Annotated in this window: 7 protein-coding genes; all 7 read right to left on the bottom strand. The window is 73.5% G+C overall.

Features of this window, described 5'->3' with window-relative positions; genetic code table 11:
- Positions 1-421: 421 nt before the first annotated feature.
- The gene (locus HD595_RS08185) at positions 422-559 is read right to left on the bottom strand and encodes a hypothetical protein (protein ID WP_253767162.1); all 138 of its coding nucleotides are present in this window, start codon (positions 557-559) and stop codon (positions 422-424) included.
- 74 nt (positions 560-633) lie between these two features.
- Complete coding sequence (locus HD595_RS08180; protein WP_253767160.1) at positions 634-906, bottom strand: MFS transporter; 273 nt, start codon at positions 904-906, stop codon at positions 634-636.
- A 269-nt stretch (positions 907-1,175) separates the two neighbouring features.
- Positions 1,176-2,609 (bottom strand): DEAD/DEAH box helicase, encoded by a 1,434-nt coding sequence (locus tag HD595_RS08175; RefSeq protein ID WP_253767158.1) that lies wholly within the window; start codon positions 2,607-2,609, stop codon positions 1,176-1,178.
- 348 nt (positions 2,610-2,957) lie between these two features.
- Positions 2,958-3,164 carry a cold-shock protein gene (locus HD595_RS08170; RefSeq protein ID WP_253767156.1) on the bottom strand — a complete coding sequence of 69 codons (207 nt, stop codon included), beginning with the start codon at positions 3,162-3,164 and terminating at the stop codon, positions 2,958-2,960.
- 223 nt (positions 3,165-3,387) lie between these two features.
- Positions 3,388-8,775 carry a non-ribosomal peptide synthetase/MFS transporter gene (locus HD595_RS08165; protein WP_308211109.1) on the bottom strand — a complete coding sequence of 1,796 codons (5,388 nt, stop codon included), beginning with the start codon at positions 8,773-8,775 and terminating at the stop codon, positions 3,388-3,390.
- Positions 8,772-14,990: a non-ribosomal peptide synthetase gene (locus HD595_RS08160; RefSeq protein ID WP_253767154.1), complete on the bottom strand. Its 6,219-nt coding sequence runs from the start codon at positions 14,988-14,990 to the stop codon at positions 8,772-8,774. The genes HD595_RS08165 and HD595_RS08160 overlap by 4 nt, the downstream gene beginning before the upstream one ends.
- Entirely contained in the window at positions 14,987-16,480 is a 1,494-nt protein-coding gene (locus tag HD595_RS08155) for a condensation domain-containing protein (protein ID WP_253767152.1), read from the bottom strand. Before HD595_RS08155 ends, HD595_RS08160 begins: the two co-directional genes overlap by 4 nt.
- Positions 16,481-16,489 lie beyond the last annotated feature (9 nt).

Below are 16,489 nucleotides of genomic sequence, written 5' to 3'. Positions count from 1 at the left end.
CGATCTTGGCCGTTCGTGAAGATCACTTAATGGATGTCAGGCTACGATTGAAGGCTATATGGCCGGCTATGGTGAGCGTGCTCTGACAGCTACTTGTGATGGGCTGCGTAACTTTTGGTAAGGGTCTCTAATAGGCGTTCGAATTCGCGGATTGCGAAACACCATTGGGTTATTTCTTATGAACCGCCGCTGGCGCTGGGGCAACAGCGCTTGGATCGCTGTCCACAGTTCTTCGCTGACCTCTCGCGGCTTCAGCTTCGTTAACTGTGATCCTCTCCCTGGCTGCAAGGAGAGGTTGTAGATTGGCCTTTTTGTCTCGCCTTGAGTTTTGCGGCCTCGGCCGGTCGTGGATGAAGCTACGATTGAGCTTGTTCGTCTAGAGCCTTCTGTTTTCGGTAATTGAGTACAATAGAATAGAGGCTTACTGGCTGGTCAGGGCCTCCAAGCCGACCAGGTGGTCCGGCAGGGCGTCCGGCGTCTCGTCCACCAGTCGAGGCAGCCTGGACCGCAGCGTCACCACCGCCAGCACCGCCATCGCCACCGCGAACAGCAGATACATCAACCCCACCCCCCGACCGGCCCCCGTCCCGATCGCCGCCCCGAGAGTCCCGGCGAGCGGCCCGTCCGGGGCCATCAGGGGGTCGAAGACGGCCGCCCGTACGGCGCTACCAGCCCGAAGCCCAGGGGCAAGGTGCTCCACGCGATCAGAGTGTTCAGCGCGAACACCCGCTCGTGGAAGCGCTGCGGCACCTTCACCTGCACGATCGTCGCGTACACCCCGTTCAGCAGCGTCAGCCACAGAGACATGCCGAACGCCCCCGCCCCGATCGTCACCAGGTCCGCTCGCAGCCCCGTCACCAGGCAGAACGCCGCCAGCGCCAGCGTGAACCACAGCACCGTCCGCATGCGGCCCCCCGCGGGCCGCCCCAAGCCGTCATCGCCAGGCCGCCGAGCAGGATCTCCTGCAATGCCTGCCGGATCTCGTTCTCGTCGGGCCTGGGGATCTTCGAGTCGCCTGAAGGGTTGTGGGAGGCGCAGGCGACCACCGCAGTGCAGGAGGTGTGGAGCGACTGCTCGGAACCGTACCGCTCGGGCACATCCCGCCAGGATGACCCGCTACGGATCTCCCACACGATCCCATTGAGGGCCACCGGTCATCTTCGCGAGGGTTCCCGCTACGCGAATCGTCGGCGGTTCCGGCGCGGCCGGCGATCGGCGACCGGCGTGCCTATGGTCACGGGAATCCCTGAGGGAGCCTGGGCGCCCGTGATACGTCTGAGTTCGGCCTCGCCCGAACGGACCTGGCTGGTCTGCGGCACGATGCCGGCGTCGGCCATCAGGCGGGTCATGCCACGGCGCTGGTTGGGCAGGACGAGGGTGACGACGCTGCCGGACTCGCCGGCGCGGGCGGTGCGGCCGCCGCGGTGCAGATAGTCCTTGTGGTCGCTTGGCGGGTCGACGTTGACGACGAGGTCAAGGTTGTCGACGTGGATGCCACGAGCCGCGACGTTGGTCGCCACCAGCACCGTGACGTGGCCGGTCTTGAACTGGTCGAGGGTGCGGGTGCGCTGGGGCTGGGACTTGCCCCCGTGCAGCGCGGCGGCGCGTACGCCGCTGTTCAGCAGGCTTTCGGTGAGCTGATCCACGGCGTGCTTGGTGTCCAGGAACATGATCACCCTGCCATCGCGAGCAGCGATCTCCACCGTGGTGGCATGCTTGTCGGCGCCCTGGATGTGCAGCACGTGGTGCTCCATCGTGGTCACCGCGCCCGCCGAGGGATCGACCGAATGGACCACGGGGTCGGTCAGGTAGCGGCGGACCAGCAGATCGACGTTGCGGTCCAGAGTGGCGGAGAACAGCATCCGCTGGCCCCCGGGGCGCACCTGGTCGAGCAGGTAGGTGATCTGCGGCATGAAGCCCATGTCGGCCATCTGGTCGGCCTCGTCCAGCACGGTGATGGCGACCTGATCCAGGCGGCAGTCGCCGCGCTCGATGAGATCCCTGAGCCGTCCCGGGGTCGCGACGACGACCTCGGCACCAGCGCGCAGCGCATTGGCCTGTCGGCCGATCGACATGCCGCCGACGACGGTGGCCAGCCGCAGCTTCAGTGACCGGGCGTACGGGGTGAGCGCGTCGGTGACCTGTTGGGCCAGTTCCCGAGTGGGAACGAGGATCAGAGCCAGCGGCTGCCTCGATTCGGCACGCTGTCCGGAGGTGCGGACGAGCAAGGCCAGGCCGAAGGCGAGTGTCTTGCCTGACCCGGTGCGCCCACGCCCGAGGACGTCCCGGCCGGCCAGGGAGTTCGGCAGCGTGGCCGCCTGGATCGGGAACGGTTCTTTCATACCCAGGCTGGTGAGCACCTTCATCAGCGCGGGCGGCATGTTCAGCTCAGAGAACGTCGCGGCTGCGGGCAAGGCCGGGGTGACCGTGACCGGCAGTGCGAATTCCCCCTGAAGCGCGGCGGGACGCCGCCCGTGACCACCGGAACGGCCGGAGGCCCCCGAACGGCCCCGAGCCGGCGAGGCGAAGCGGTCACCCCTGCCCGGGTTGGCGGAGCCGCCCGTGCGGGTGGGGGAGTAGCGGTCGTGCTGGCGAGTTGCGTGGTTCATGCAGAACCTTCCTCGATGCGGCACGTGTCAAGTGATTCCCGGCGCGATGAGCGGCACAAGAATGTCAAGAACGAGCCGAAGAAAGACGAGCCGAGCCGGCGGAGAACAGCCTGGCCTCGGGCGTCGAAATGGAGGGCATTCGCCGAAGGGAACGGGGGCGGCGATGCCGGTCGGAGGGGACTTATGTCCGAACCGGAGCCATCAGTGGTCCAGCCGGTGTGCGGTGGAAGAACGGACATGCTGCCCTTCGCGGCTTGTGACGCCGTCACAGCACGTCGGTTACCACCCGAGCGACGCGCTGGGGCCCGCACCCTACGGCGCGGGCCCCAGCGGCGTGGTGCTTCAGTGTCAGGCGGAAACGATGTTCTCGGCCTGGGGGCCCTTCTGGCCCTGGGTGACGTCGAAGGCGACCTTCTGGCCCTCGCGCAGCTCACGGTAGCCGCCGTTGGCGACGATGTTGGAGTAGTGCGCGAAGACGTCGGCGCCGCCGCCGTCCTGCTCGATGAAGCCGAAGCCCTTTTCCGCGTTGAACCACTTCACGGTGCCGGTAGCCATGATGATCTCCTCTTGATAGGTGCAAAGCCGAAATCCGCATCGGACGAATTTCGCGTCGCCGAGATAGGCCCACACCCGGAGAAGACCGGTAAAACAAAAATGCACCTGAGGCTACATACCGTCAGGTGCACACAAGTTCTTATGGGTACCACAACTGCAACTGGATCTAACGTAGCACACGTCCAGTCCTGGTGCGCCGACCCGTGTTGAAGTACGTGAGAATTCAGCGGCTGGTCAGGGCCTCCAAGCCGACCAGGTCGTCCGGCAGGGCGTCCGGCGTCTCGTCCACCAGCCGAGGCAGCCTGGACCGCAGCGTCACCACCGCCAGCACCGCCATCGCCACCGCGAACAGCAGATACATCAACCCCACCCCCCGCCCGGCCCCCGTCCCGATCACCGCGCCCACAGTCCCCGCCAACAGACCGTCCGGGGCCATCAAGGGATCAAAAACCGCCGCCCCGTACGGCGCCACCAGGCCGAAGCCCAGCGGCAGCGTGCTCCACGCGATCAGCGTGTTCAGCGCGAACACCCGCCCGTGGAAGCGCTGCGGCACCTTCACCTGCACGATCGTCGCGTACACGCCGTTCAGCAGCGTCAGCCACAGCGACATGCCGAATGCCCCCACCCCGATCGTCACCAGGTCCGCCCGCAGCCCCGTCACCAGGCAGAACGCCGCCAGCGCCAGCGTGAACCACAGCACCGTCCGCATCCGCCCCCGCCGCGGCCCGCCCCACGCCGTCATCGTCAGGCCGCCGAGGAAGACGCCCAGGCCCGACGCGAACGAGATCCGGCCCACGTCCGCCAGCGTCCCGAACGACAGCACCAGCGGCGAGACGAGCAGGAACAGCGGCGCCAGGAACACGTTCAGCGCGGCGAAGAACAGCAGCATGCGCCGGAAGCCAGGATCGCCCCACGAGTAGCGGAAGCCGGCGACCATCTCCGCCAACACCGGCTCCTTGCGTCGCCACGCCATCGCCGCCGGGAACCGCACCAGCAGCGTCACCCCGATCGCGAACGCGTAGCTCGCCACGTCGAGCACCAGGATGCCCTCCAGCCCGATCGCCGCCATCAGGCCCGTGGCCGCGAGCGGCACCAGGAGCTGCGTCATGCCGCCGGCCATCTGCACCATGCCGTTGGCGTGGCCGAGGTAGCGCTTCGGGACGAGCTGCGGCACCGCCGAGCCGTACGCCAGCCGCTGGAAGGTCAGGGCCAAGGAGAGGATGCCCAGGAGCGGGTAGATGTGCCAGGTCTGCAGGTTGCCCGTCCACAGGAGCAGGCCCAACCCCAACTGGGTGGTCAGGGCGGCCGCGTCGCCGCACAGCATGACGGTACGGCGGTTCCCGCGGTCCACGACGGCGCCGGCGAGCGGGGCCACCAGCATCCCGGGCACCAGGCCGACCACCGCCAGCAGCGCGAACTGGGCGAGCGAGCCGGTCGTGAGGTAGATCCAGACAGGGATGGCGAACTCGGTCAGGGCGGCGCCGAGCATGGAGACGAGCTGGCCGCACGCGACGGCGGCGAACCTCCCCATGCTGGGAGCAGGGGTCGTCGGCTTGCGGCGTGGTGCGCTCGTCTCTGACGGATCATCCGTCGAGGTCGCGGCCAGGCGCCACGTCTCGCCGCCCGCCTGCCCGCCCTCCACCAAGGCCCGGTGCGTACGGGTCACGATGGCCGCCAGCTCCCCGGCCCGGTACTTCAGGAAGAAGTGGCCCGCCTCGTCCAGCTCCACCACCCCCGCCACCGGGCTGAGGAAGTGCCACTCCCGGAAGCGCTCCTCGTGGAACTCCGTCGCCGGGTCGTGCTCCCCGGCCACGCTGATCACCGGCGCCCGCAGCCGCGTCACCGCGCTCTCGAACAACCCCGTGAAGTACTCCTCGGCCGCCTCGCTGTCGCGGCGCATGTTGCGGACGATGTGCCGCGCCTGGGCCGGGTCGAGGTCGCTCATGTCGAGGCCCATCGAGGTCAGCCAGTTGACGTAGCCGCGGTCGCCGCGCAGGAACTCGCGCCGGGCCAGCCTCGCCAGCAGCGCCGCCGGTCCCTTCGACGGCCGGGCGAACGGGAAGATCGCCCCGATGTAGACGGCTTCGAGCGGGCGGCCCTCGGCCTCCAGGCGCCGGGCGATCTCCACGGTCAGCGCCGAGCCCACCCCGCAGTGGCCGTACAGCGCGACCGGGCCGCGCACCTTCTCCATGATCTCCGCGACGCATCGGGCGGCCACCGCCTCCAGCGGCAGCCGCTCCTCGTCCAGGCCGACGTCGTGGCCGGGGATGGCCACCGACCACAGCGCGTACTCCTCGGGCAGCGCGTCCGCCAGCGGCTGGTACACGACCGCCGCGCCCCCGCCGTACGGCACGCACACGTACGTGAGGACCGGCGGAGACGTGCGCTGGGACGTCAGCTCGTGCAGCAGTCCGCGCGAGGCGGTGGCGGTGCCCTCCAGGAGGGCGGCCAGGCCGCGTACCGTCGGGTGCTTGAACAGGTCCACCACCGCGATGGGGGTGGCCCCCGGTGGCAGCTCCCTGCGCAGCCTGGCGACCGCCTTGATGGCCAGCAGCGAGTGGCCGCCCACGTCGAAGAAGTCCTCGTCCACGCCGAAGTCGTCGCGTTCCAGCACGTCGGCCCAGACGGCGGCGACCATGCGCTCGGCATCGGTGGAGGGAGCGACGGTCCGAGTTATGGCCGAATGGGCGGACGGGGCGGGGAGGCGGGCGCGGTCCACTTTGCCGTTCGCGGTCAGGGGGAGCGAGGGGAGGGGGACGAAACGGGCGGGGATCATGTACGCGGGCAGGGTCTCCGCGAGGTGGGCACGGAGTACCGCCACGTCGAGGTCCCCCTCGTGAGGCACCACGTACGCGACGAGCTGCGCCCCCGTCCCCGTCCCGGACGTCCCCACCACGCATTCCGCCACCGCCGGGTGGCGCGACAGGTGGGCCTCGATCTCGCCCAGTTCGATCCGGTACCCGCGGATCTTCACCTGCGCGTCCGCCCGCCCCAGGAACTCGATCGTCCCGTCCGGGCCGTAGCGGCCGAGGTCGCCCGTCCGGTAGAGGCGCTCGCCGGTGCGCGGGTGCGTGACGAAGGAGGCGGCCGTCCGCTCGGGGTCGCGCCAGTAGCCCGCCGCCACGCCCGCGCCGCCGATGTGCAGCTCGCCGGGCACCCCCACCGGCACGTCGCACCGGCCGCGGTCGAGGATGTGGAAGCTCTGGTTGGCCAGCGGCGTGCCGTACGGGATGGACGTCCAGGACGGGTCCACCTCGCCGACGGGGTACGCGATGGACCAGATGGAGCCCTCGGTGGCGCCGCCCAGGCTGACGATCTCCGCGTCGGGGGCCAGGGCGCGGATGCGGCCGGGGAGCGTGGTGGGGATCCAGTCGCCCGACATCATGACCAGCCGCAGCGAGGACAGGTCCGAGCCCTCGTGCTCGGCGTGGTCCACGAGGAGCTCCATGAGGGCGGGCACCGAGTTCCAGACGGTGACGCGGTGCTCCTCGACGAGCCGGGCCCAGGCGGTCGGGTCCTTGTCGCCGGCGGGCTCGCCCATGACGAGCGCGGCCCCGGCGGCGAGCGCGCCGTACACGTCGTACACCGACAGGTCGAAGCTGAGCGCCGACAGGGCGATGATCCGGTCGGACGGGCCGACGCGGAAGCGGTGGTTGATGTCGCGGACGGTGTTGAGCGCGGCGCGGTGCTCGATCATCACGCCCTTGGGGGCGCCGGTGGAGCCGGAGGTGAAGATGACGTACGCGAGGTCGTCCGGCGACGCCGGGCATGTCACGGAAGCGGCGTCCGCAAGGTCCGGGTGGACGACCAGAGGAGTCACACCGGGCGGCCACTCCAGCGACGACTCCAGCCGCGGCTGCGTGACCGCGACCGCGCACTCCCCGCGTTCCAGCAGCTCGAAGCGGCGCCGGTCCGGCAGGTCGGCGTCCACCGGCAGGTACGCCGCCCCGGCCTTGCCGACGGCCAGCACCGCGACCACCTGCTCCCAGCCGCGTTCCATGACCACGGCGACCAGCTCGCCGCGCCGCACCCCGGCCGCGACCAGCTCGCCCGCCAGCGCCGTGGCGCGCCGGTCCAGCTCCTCGTACGTGAGGCTCCCGCCCGGATGGACCAGCGCGACCTCCCGCGACGCGGCCCGCTCCTCGAACGGCCGATGCAGCAGGTCGGGCTCGCCCAGCGGCGTGAGCGTGTCGTTCCACCGCTCGCGCTCGGCCCGCTCGGCGGCGGTCAGCAGCTCAACCCGGTGGACGGGCGCCGCCGGGTCGGCCGCCACGCCTTCCAGCAGCGTGGCCAGGTGCCCGGCCATCCGCTCGATCCGCTCGGGCGCGAACAGCGCGGTGTTGTAGACGAACAGGAACGACCCCTCGCCCCACGTGTACAGCTCCAGGTCGAACCGGGTCGCCCACACCCCCAGGTCGAACCCCTCCACCACCAAACCGTCCGCGGGCGCGGCCCGCAGGTCCGCGTAGTTCTGCATCGCGAACAGCACCTGGAACACCGGCGACCGCGACACCTCACGCGGCACGTTCAGCTCCGCCACCAGCCGCTCGAACGGCAACTCCTGGTGCGCGTACGCGCCGGTCGCGCTCTCACGCACCCGGTCGAGCAACTCGGTGAACGCCGGCCCGCCGGACAGGTCCACCCGCATGGGCAGCATGTTGACGAAGCAGCCGACCAGGTGCTCCAGCTCGGGCAGCGACCGGCCCGCCACCGGCGAGCCCAGCACGACGTCGTCCTGACCGGCGTACCGGCCGAGCAGCGCGGCGAACGCCGCCAGCAGCACCATGTACGGCGTGCACCCGCGGTCGCGGCCGATCCCGGCGAGGCGGGCCGCCAGCTCGCGGTCCACGGTGAAGGAGTGGGCGGCGCCCCGGTAGGTCAGCTCGGGCGGGCGCGGCAGGTCGGCGGGCAGGTCGAGGGGCCGCAGCCCGGCCAGGCGCTCCCGCCAGTACGCCACGTCGTCCTCGGCGTCCGGGCGGCCGCGCTGCCAGGCGGCGAAGTCGCCGTAGGTGACCGGCAGCCCCGGCGCCGGCCGTCCCGCGCACCGGCCCAGCACCTCGCGCAGCAGCACGTCGGCGGACCAGCCGTCGGCCGCGATGTGGTGGACGGCGACGGCCAGCACGTGGTCTCCGTCGGCCAGCCGGACGAGGAGGACGCGGATCAGCGGGCCCGCCGCCAGGTCGAACGGCTCGGCCAGGAACGCGTCCACCAGCTCCCGCGCCTCCTCGGACGAGGCCGCCGCCGCGGTCGTGAACGGCACGGACACCTCGGGCTCGATCACGACGAGCGGTCGGCCGTCGTCGCTCGCGGGGAAGCGGGCGCGCAGCGGCTGGTGCCGGGCCGCGGCCTCGTCGAAGGCCCCGGACAGCGCCTCGGCGTCCAGCGGGCCGCGCAGCCGCCGCACGAAGGGGATCGTGTAGGCCACGTTGCCCGGCGCGTACTGCTCCATGAACCACAGCCGCTCCTGGGCGTACGAGAGCGGCGGCTCCTGCCCCTCGGGCAGCGCCGGGATCGTGCGGGCGGCCGGGGCGTGGCGACGGCGCAGCCGCCGCGCGAGCAGCTCGCGCTGCGCCTCGCTCAGCCCGGCCGATGGTGAGGTCAGGTCGGTCACGACGGGTCCTCCGCGTCCAGCAGGGCGCGCGCCTGCTCGTCGGACAGCCCGGCCACCTCCGCGACCAGCGCCTCCTCGACGGCGAGCGCCAGTTCGGCGACGGTACGGCGGGCGAACAGCGTGCGGATCGGCAGATCCACCCCAGCGAGGGCGCGCAGCCGGGCGGCCACCTTGACGGCCAGCAGCGAGTGCCCGCCGAGCGCGAAGAAGTCGTCGAACGCCCCGACCTTGTCGGCGTCCAGCACCTCGGCCCAGACGTCGGCCACCAGTTCTTCGGCGTCGGAGCGCGGCGGCGTCCGGTCCGTGCCCTCCGGACGGCCGGGGGCGGGCAGCGCGGCCCGGTCGAGCTTGCCGTTGGGGGTGAGCGGCAGCGCGTCGAGCATCACCCAGTGGGCGGGGACCATGTACGGCGGGAGCGCCCGCGCGGCGTGCTCGGCCAGCCGGGCGGCCTCCCCGGCGGTGCTTGACTCCCGGACGACGCCCGCTTCCGCGGCGATGCCCGCTTCCGCGGCGACGGCCGCTTCCCCGGCGACGGCCGCCTCGCCGACGACGTACGCGACCAGCTCGCCGTCCCGGGCGACCACGACGGCGCGCCGCACACCGGGACAGCCCAGCAGGCAGTGCTCGACCTCGCCCGGCTCGACGCGGAACCCCCTGATCTTCACCTGCTCGTCCAGCCGCCCCAGGAACTCCAGCAGGCCGTCGGGCCGCAGCAGCACCAGATCCCCGGTGCGGAACCACCGCGTGCCCCCGACGTCCGCGAACCGCTCAGCCGTCAGGTCGGGACGCCCCAGGTAGCCGCGCGCCACTCCCGCCCCGCCGATGTGCAGCTCGCCGGGCGCCCCCGGCGGCACCGCCTGACCGTGCCGGTCCAGGACCCGGACCGTGACGCCCGCGACCGGCCGCCCGATGGGCGGGCGCGGGTCGTCATCCGTCAGGTCGGCCGCCGTGGCGATGATCGTCGCCTCGGTCGGCCCGTACGTGTTGACCAGCCGCACCCGGTCCCCGAACCGCTCCCGCCACCGCGCGACCGCCCACCCCTCGACCTGCTCGCCGCCGAGGATCACCAGCCGCAGCGCCGCCGGCCAGGCCACGTCGTCGAGCACGTCCACGAGCTGGTGGAAGTACGCGGCGGGCAGGTCGAGCACGGTGACGCCGGGCCGTTCGGCGAGCAGGTCGGGCAGTGTGCCGCCGTCGCCGGGCACCACCACGACCGTCGCCCCGGCCGCCAGCGCGGGATAGAGCTCCTCGGCGTGCGTGTCGGACCCGAGCGGGGCGAGCTGCACCACCTGGTCGCCGGGCCGCAGCCCGTACGCCTCGCGCATCCACCGCACCCGCGCGGCCAGCCCGGCGTGCTCGACGGCGACGCCCTTGGGGGCGCCGGTGGAGCCGGAGGTGTGCAGCACGTACGCCAGCCCGGGCTCCTCGCGCGGCACGGCGACACCGGGCAGCACGGCGAGGGACTCCGTGACCGTGGCCCGGACGCCGGCCTCGGCGGCGAGGCGGTCGAGCCGGGCGGCCGGATGGGCCGGATCCAGCGGCAGGTAGGCGGCCCCGGCCCGCCAGACGGCGAGCATCGCCACCACGGCCTCGACGGACCGCCCGAGCCGCAGCCCCACGATCCCGTCCCTCACGCCGAGCCCGGCCAGCTCGGCCGCGAGCCCCGCCACCCGCCGCTCCAGCTCGCCGTAGGTGACGCTCTCCTCGCCGCACACCACGGCCACCCGCTCCGGGTACGCGGACGCGGCCCGCGCCACCATCCCCGGCACGCTCTCCTCACCGAAGCCGGGGAGGTCAGGGCCGTGACCGGCGAGGGCCAGCAGCTCCTCGTCCTCCCCCGTCAGCACCGGCAGCCGCGACACCGGCACGTCCAGCCGCCCCGGATCCGCCACCGCCTCCAGCAGCACCGCGAACCGCTCCGCCAGCCGCCGCACCGTCTCCGCGTCGAACAGCCCCGCGTCGTACCCGAACGCCACCCGCAGCAGCCCCGGCGACCGCCACGCCTCCACCGTCAGGTCGAACTTGGCCTGCCGGTAGCCGTCGTCGAAGTACGACATCTCCAGGTCGCCGATCCGGTCCCGCTCGTCCCGGCCGCCCTGGTTCAGCGCCAGCATCGTCTGGAAGACCGGCTTGCGCGTCAGGTCCCGCTCGACGTCCAGCTCGGCCAGCAGCCGCTCGAACGGCACGTCCTGGTGGGCCATCGCCTCCAGCACGACACCCCGGGTCCGGTCCAGCAGCTCGGCGAGCGTCGGGTCGCCGGACAGGTCGCCGCGCAGCACCAGCGTGTTGCTGAGGTAGCCGACGACCCGCTCCAGCTCCACCCGGTCGCGACCGGCCGTGGGCGTGCCGACGAGCACGTCGTCCTGCCCCGTGTGCCGGGACAGCAGGAGCTGGTAGGCGGCCAGCAGCACCATGAACAGCGTCCCGCGTTCCCGCCGGGCGACCGCCTCCAGCGCCCCGGCCAGCTCCTCGGGCAGCTCCTGCACGTGATGACCGCCCCGGGCCGGTCCCTCGGCGCGGGGGCGGTCGGTGCGCAGCTCCAGCACCGGGGGCTCGGCCAGCCGCTCGCGCCAGTACTCCAGAGCGGCGGCGCCGTCCCGGTCGCGCTGCCACCGGGCGACGTCGCCCTGCTGCACGGCGGGCGGCTCGGGCTGCGTCCCGGCGTAGAGGGCGGCCAGGTCGTCGAGGAACACGCCGATCGACCAGCCGTCCGCGACGATGTGGTGCATCACCGCGCACAGCACGTGGTCGCCGTCCGCCAGGCGGATCAGCGTGATCCGCAGCGGCGGGGCCGCGCCCAGGTCGAAGGGGGCGTTGGTGCGGGCGGCGACCAGGGCGCGGGCCTCGGCCTCGTCGCGGGCGTCCAGCTCCTCGACGGCGACGGGAGCGGGCCGCTCCACGACGGCCACGGGCCGCCCGTCCACCTCGGGGAAGCGGGTGCGCAGCGCCTCGTGCCGGGCGACGACCCCGCTCAGCGCCGCGCGCAGCCGCGCCCGGTCCAGCGGCCCGCGCAGCCTGCGCACGACGAACATGGTGTACGCCGCGTCGGCGGGGTCGAGCCGGTGCAGGAACCACAGGCGTTCCTGGGCGGGGGAGAGCGGCGGCAGCGTGCCGGCCGGGCGGGGGCGCAGCGGGCGGGCGCGCTCCTCCGGCACGCTCTCCAGCAGCGCGGCCAGGGCGGCCACGGTCGGGTGCGCGAACAGTTCGCGCAGCGGCACGGGCGTCCCGGCCGCCTCCAGCCGGGCGACGACCTGGGTGGCGAGCAGCGAGTGGCCGCCGAGGGCGAAGAAGTCGTCGTCCACGCCCACCTCGGGCAGCCCGAGCACGGCGCCGAAGATCCCGGCCACCCGCCGCTCGCGGTCGGTGCGCGGCGCGCCGCCCCGGCCCGCCTCGGGCGCGCCGGGCGCGGGCAGCGCGAGCCGGTCCACCTTGCCGTTCGGGGTGAGGGGGAGCGCGGGGAGGGGGACGACGACGTTCGGCACCATGTACACGGGCAGCCACGCGGCCAGGTGCCCGGCCAGCCCCTCGGGGACCGCGACGTCACCGGTCCCGACCGCGATGTCACCGGCTCGGACCGCGATGTCACCGGTCCCGAGCGCGATGTCACCGGCTCGGACCGCGATGTCACCGGTCCCGAGCGCGATGTCACCGGCTCGGACCGCGACGTACGCCACGAGGTCGTCGCCCCGCACGAGCACCGCCGCCCGGTCCACCGCCGGGTGCGACTCCAGCGCCGCCTCGACCTCGCCGGTCTCGATCCGGTGCCCGCGCAGCTTGACCTGGCCGTCCGCGCGCCCGAGGAACTCCAGCGTGCCGTCGCCCAGCCAGCGGGCCCGGTCGCCGGTCAGGTAGCGCCCGCCCGCGAACCGCTCGGCGGTCAGCTCCGGCCGTCCCAGGTAGCCGAGCGCGACCCCGGCGCCGCCGATGACCAGCTCGCCCGGCACCCCGACGGGCGCCGGAGCGCCGGAGGCGTCGAGGACGTGGACCGTGGTGTTGGCGATCGGCCGCCCGATGCTCACCCGTTCCGGCGCGGGCGGCACCTCCCAGGCCGTGGACCAGATCGTCGTCTCCGTCGGCCCGTACATGTTGAGCAGCCGCGCGACCCGGCCGCGCAGCCGGCGCGCCAGGGCGAGGGGCAGCGCCTCGCCGCCGGCCAGCGCCACCAGGCCCGCCGGGTCCAGCCCGGCCGACAGCAGCATGCTCCAGCCGGACGGCGTGGCCTGCACGTGGGTGACGCCCGACCCGGTGACGAGCCGGGCCAGCGCCGCGCCGTCGCGCGCCTCCTCGTCCCCGGCCAGCACCAGCCGCCCGCCGGTGACCAGCGGCAGGTACAGCTCCAGCCCCGCGATGTCGAACGACAGCGAGGTGCTGCCCAGCCACGTGTCCGAGGAGGAGGAGCCGAGCAGGGTCTCCATCCCGGTGAGCAGGTTGACCAGCGCGCCGTGCGGCACCACCACGCCCTTGGGGCGGCCGGTCGAGCCGGAGGTGTAGAGCACGTACGCGGCCTCGCTCCCGGGCCGGCCGCCGAGTGCCGCGGGCCGTGGGGCGGGCGGCAGGTCGCCGAGCGTCAGCCGCGCGCCCGAGTCCTCCAGCATGTACGCGACCCGCTCGTCCGGCAGCCCCCGGTCGATGGGCAGGTAGGCGGCGCCCGACAGCATCACGCCGAGCAGCGTGCCCGGCAGGCCGGCCGAGCGCGGCAGCCGGAGCGCGACCACCGAGCCGGGCCCCGCGCCCCGCTCCCGCAGGTCCGCGGCGACCCGCCGGGCCCGCTCGGCGAGCTCCCGGTAGGTGACGCGCTCGCCCGCGCACTCGACGGCGACGGCGTCCGGCCGCCGCTCCGCCTGCCGCAGCACCAGGTCGGCGACGGTGCCCTCGGGAACGTCGAGGGCGGTGCGGTTCCAGGCGGCGGTGACCAGCTCCCGCTCGGCGGCCGGCAGGAGGTCCAGCTCGCCGATCCGGGCGTCCGGCCGGGCCGCGATCGAGGTCAGCAGCGTGACGAAGCGGGCCGCCATCCGCTCCATGGTGTCCGGCTCGAACAGCTCCGCGCTGTAGTGGAGGGCGCCGCGCAGGCCGCCGCCGTCGGGCCACAGCTCCATCCGCACGTCTACCATGGCCGGCGGGTCGCCGTGGGGGAACGGCGTGCTGTCCAGCCCGGCGAACGTGGCGGCCTCGCCGTACCCGGTGGCGGCGTTGTGCAGCGCCAGCATCGCCTGGAACAGCGGCGTGCGCGACAGGTCGCGCTCGATGTCGAGCGCGGACAGCACCCGCTCGATCGGCACGTCGCGGTGCGCCATCGCCTCCAGCACGACCGCGCGCGTACGGCGCAGCAGCTCAGTGAACGACGGGTCGCCCGACAGGTCGCCCCGCAGCACCATCGTCGAGGCGAACAGCCCGACCATGGGCTCCAGCTCGGGGCGGTCGCGCCCGGCCGTGGGCGTGCCGACCACCACGTCGTCCTGCCCGGTGTGCCGGGACAGCAGGAGCTGGTAGGCGGCCAGCAGCACCATGAACAGCGTGCAGCGTCCGGCCCGCGCCAGCCGGGACAGCGCGCCGGTCAGCTCGGGCGGCAGCTCGAACGGGGTCTCGCGCCCCCTGCTGCTGCGCCGGGCCGGACGCGGGCGGTCCGTGGGCAGCTCCAGCAGGGGCGCGCCGGCCAGCCGGGCGGTCCAGTGCTCCAGGTCGGCCGAGGCGACGGCGGCGCGCTGGGCGGCGGCGTGGTCGGCGTACCGCACGGGAAGCGGGGGCAGCGCGGCGGGGACGCCGTCGCGGCGGGCCGCGTAGCAGGCGGCGAGGTCGTCCATCAGCACGTTCAGCGACCAGCCGTCGGCGATCACGTGGTGCAGGACCACGCCGAGCACGTGGTCGCCGTCGGCCAGGCGGGCCAGCGTCACGCGCAGCGGCGGGGCGGCGGCCAGGTCGAACGGCGCCGCGGCGCGCGCGGCGAACAGCCGCTCGGCCTCCTCCGGCCCGGACACCTCCACCCGTTCGACCGGCACCGGCCCCGGCGGGTCCACCACCGCGACGGGCAGCCCGTCCTGGTCGGGGAAGCGCGTGCGCAGCGACTCGTGCCGCGCCACCACCTCCGCGAACGCCGCCTCCAGCGCGTCCGCGTCGAGCGGCCCGCGCAGCCGCCGCACCACCGCCACCCGGTACGCGGGGTCGGCGGGGTCGAGCCGGTGCAGGAACCACAGCCGCTCCTGGCCCAGGGAGATCATGCGCGCAGCTCGCCGACCGCCGCCGCGACCCCGGCGATGGTGGGGTCGTCGAGGAACACGTCGAAGGGCACGTCCACGCCGAGCCGTTTGCGGATCCTGGCGCAGATCTGGGTGATGGTCAGCGAGTGGCCGCCCAGGTCGTACAGGTCCTCGTCGGGCGCGATGTCGTCCAGCCGGAGCACCTCCATCCAGATCGCCCGCACCTGCCCGACCAGCTCGCCGTCCACGGCGGCTCCCGAACGGGGTGACTCCGATGGGGAGGCGCCAGGGGAGGCGGTGACCACGGCGGCCTCGGGGAGGGGGAGGGCGGCGAGCCGGACGCCGGGGTCGGCGGCGACCGCCTCCAGCACCGCGCGCAGGTGCGCGGCCACCCGCTCGGCCTCCTCCCGGGACACGATCTCGGGGCTGTGGTGCAGCGTCACGTGGAGCCCGTCGTCGCCGTCCACGGCCTGGAAGTGCAGGGCGTTGCGCACCACGTGGTTGGACATCTTCCACTCCGCCGACACGCGCAGCCCGGGGAAGTCCCGGTCGGCCGCGCGCCGCCGGAAGCTGATCGAGGCCGGGGCCAGCGCCGGCCTCGGCCGGATGCCGCCCACGGCCCGCGCCACCGGCACCTCCCGGAAGGCGTTCAGCCGCCGCATCTCGGCCCGCAGCCGCAGCGCGAGGTCCCGGAACGCGAGGTCCGGCTCCGGCGCGGAGAATACGGGCAGCTCGGTGGCGAACAGCCCGATGTGGTCGCGGGTCTCCGGCGTCCGCGTCGACAGGGCGACGGCCACGGACACCTCGGCGTTGCCGTACCGGAAGAGCAGGGCGTGGACGGCGGCCAGGAACAGCTCGAAGCGCGAGACCCCGTCGAACGCGGCGGCGGCCATCTCGCGCGTCAGGTCGAACAGCACCGTCTCGCCGCGCCCGGCCACGCGCGGCGCGCGCGGCACGCCCCCGACGACCACCGACGGCACCTCGCGCCAGCGCTCCCGCCAGTACGCCGCGGCCTCGGCCGGCACCTCCCCGCTCCCGCCGTACGGCAGAGGGAGCGGCGACAGCGGCCCGCCCGTGTACGCGGCGGCCAGGTCCCGCACCAGGACGTCCTTGGACATGCCATCGAAGACCAGGTGATGCCCGACGAACAACAACAGGTGCCGCTCCGGCGACACCCCAGCGAGCGAGAAGCGCGCCAGCGGCCCCCGCTCCAGGTCGAACGGCCGCGCGATCTCCCGCTCCACGAACGCCTCCGGGTCGGGCACGCCCGGCAGGAACTCGACCGGCGGCTTGGCCGCCGCGGGCACCAGGTGCAGCTCGCCGTCGCGCTCCTCGAACACACACGACAGCACCGGGTGCCGCGCGACGACGGACGCGCACGCGGCCAGCATGGCCTCGCGGTCCAGCGGACCGTCGAACCACAGGGCGAACGGCATGTGGTACGCCGTGCCCGTGCCGTGCACCCTCTCGGTGATCCACATTCCGTGCTGCGCCTGCGACGCAAGGACCATGCCGTCTCT

Source organism: Nonomuraea roseoviolacea subsp. carminata, assembly GCF_024172185.1.
GTDB classification, from domain to species: Bacteria; Actinomycetota; Actinomycetes; order Streptosporangiales; family Streptosporangiaceae; genus Nonomuraea; species Nonomuraea roseoviolacea.
This window is presented reverse-complemented; position numbering and strand designations above follow the sequence as displayed.

Coding starts and splice junctions, on each gene's coding strand:
- HD595_RS08185 (WP_253767162.1), bottom strand. CDS start 559: ATGTATCTGCTGTTCGCGGTGGCGATGGCGGTGCTGGCGGTGGTGACG.
- HD595_RS08180 (WP_253767160.1), bottom strand. CDS start 906: ATGCGGACGGTGCTGTGGTTCACGCTGGCGCTGGCGGCGTTCTGCCTG.
- HD595_RS08175 (WP_253767158.1), bottom strand. CDS start 2,609: ATGAACCACGCAACTCGCCAGCACGACCGCTACTCCCCCACCCGCACG.
- HD595_RS08170 (WP_253767156.1), bottom strand. CDS start 3,164: ATGGCTACCGGCACCGTGAAGTGGTTCAACGCGGAAAAGGGCTTCGGC.
- HD595_RS08160 (WP_253767154.1), bottom strand. CDS start 14,990: ATGATCTCCCTGGGCCAGGAGCGGCTGTGGTTCCTGCACCGGCTCGAC.
- HD595_RS08155 (WP_253767152.1), bottom strand. CDS start 16,480: ATGGTCCTTGCGTCGCAGGCGCAGCACGGAATGTGGATCACCGAGAGG.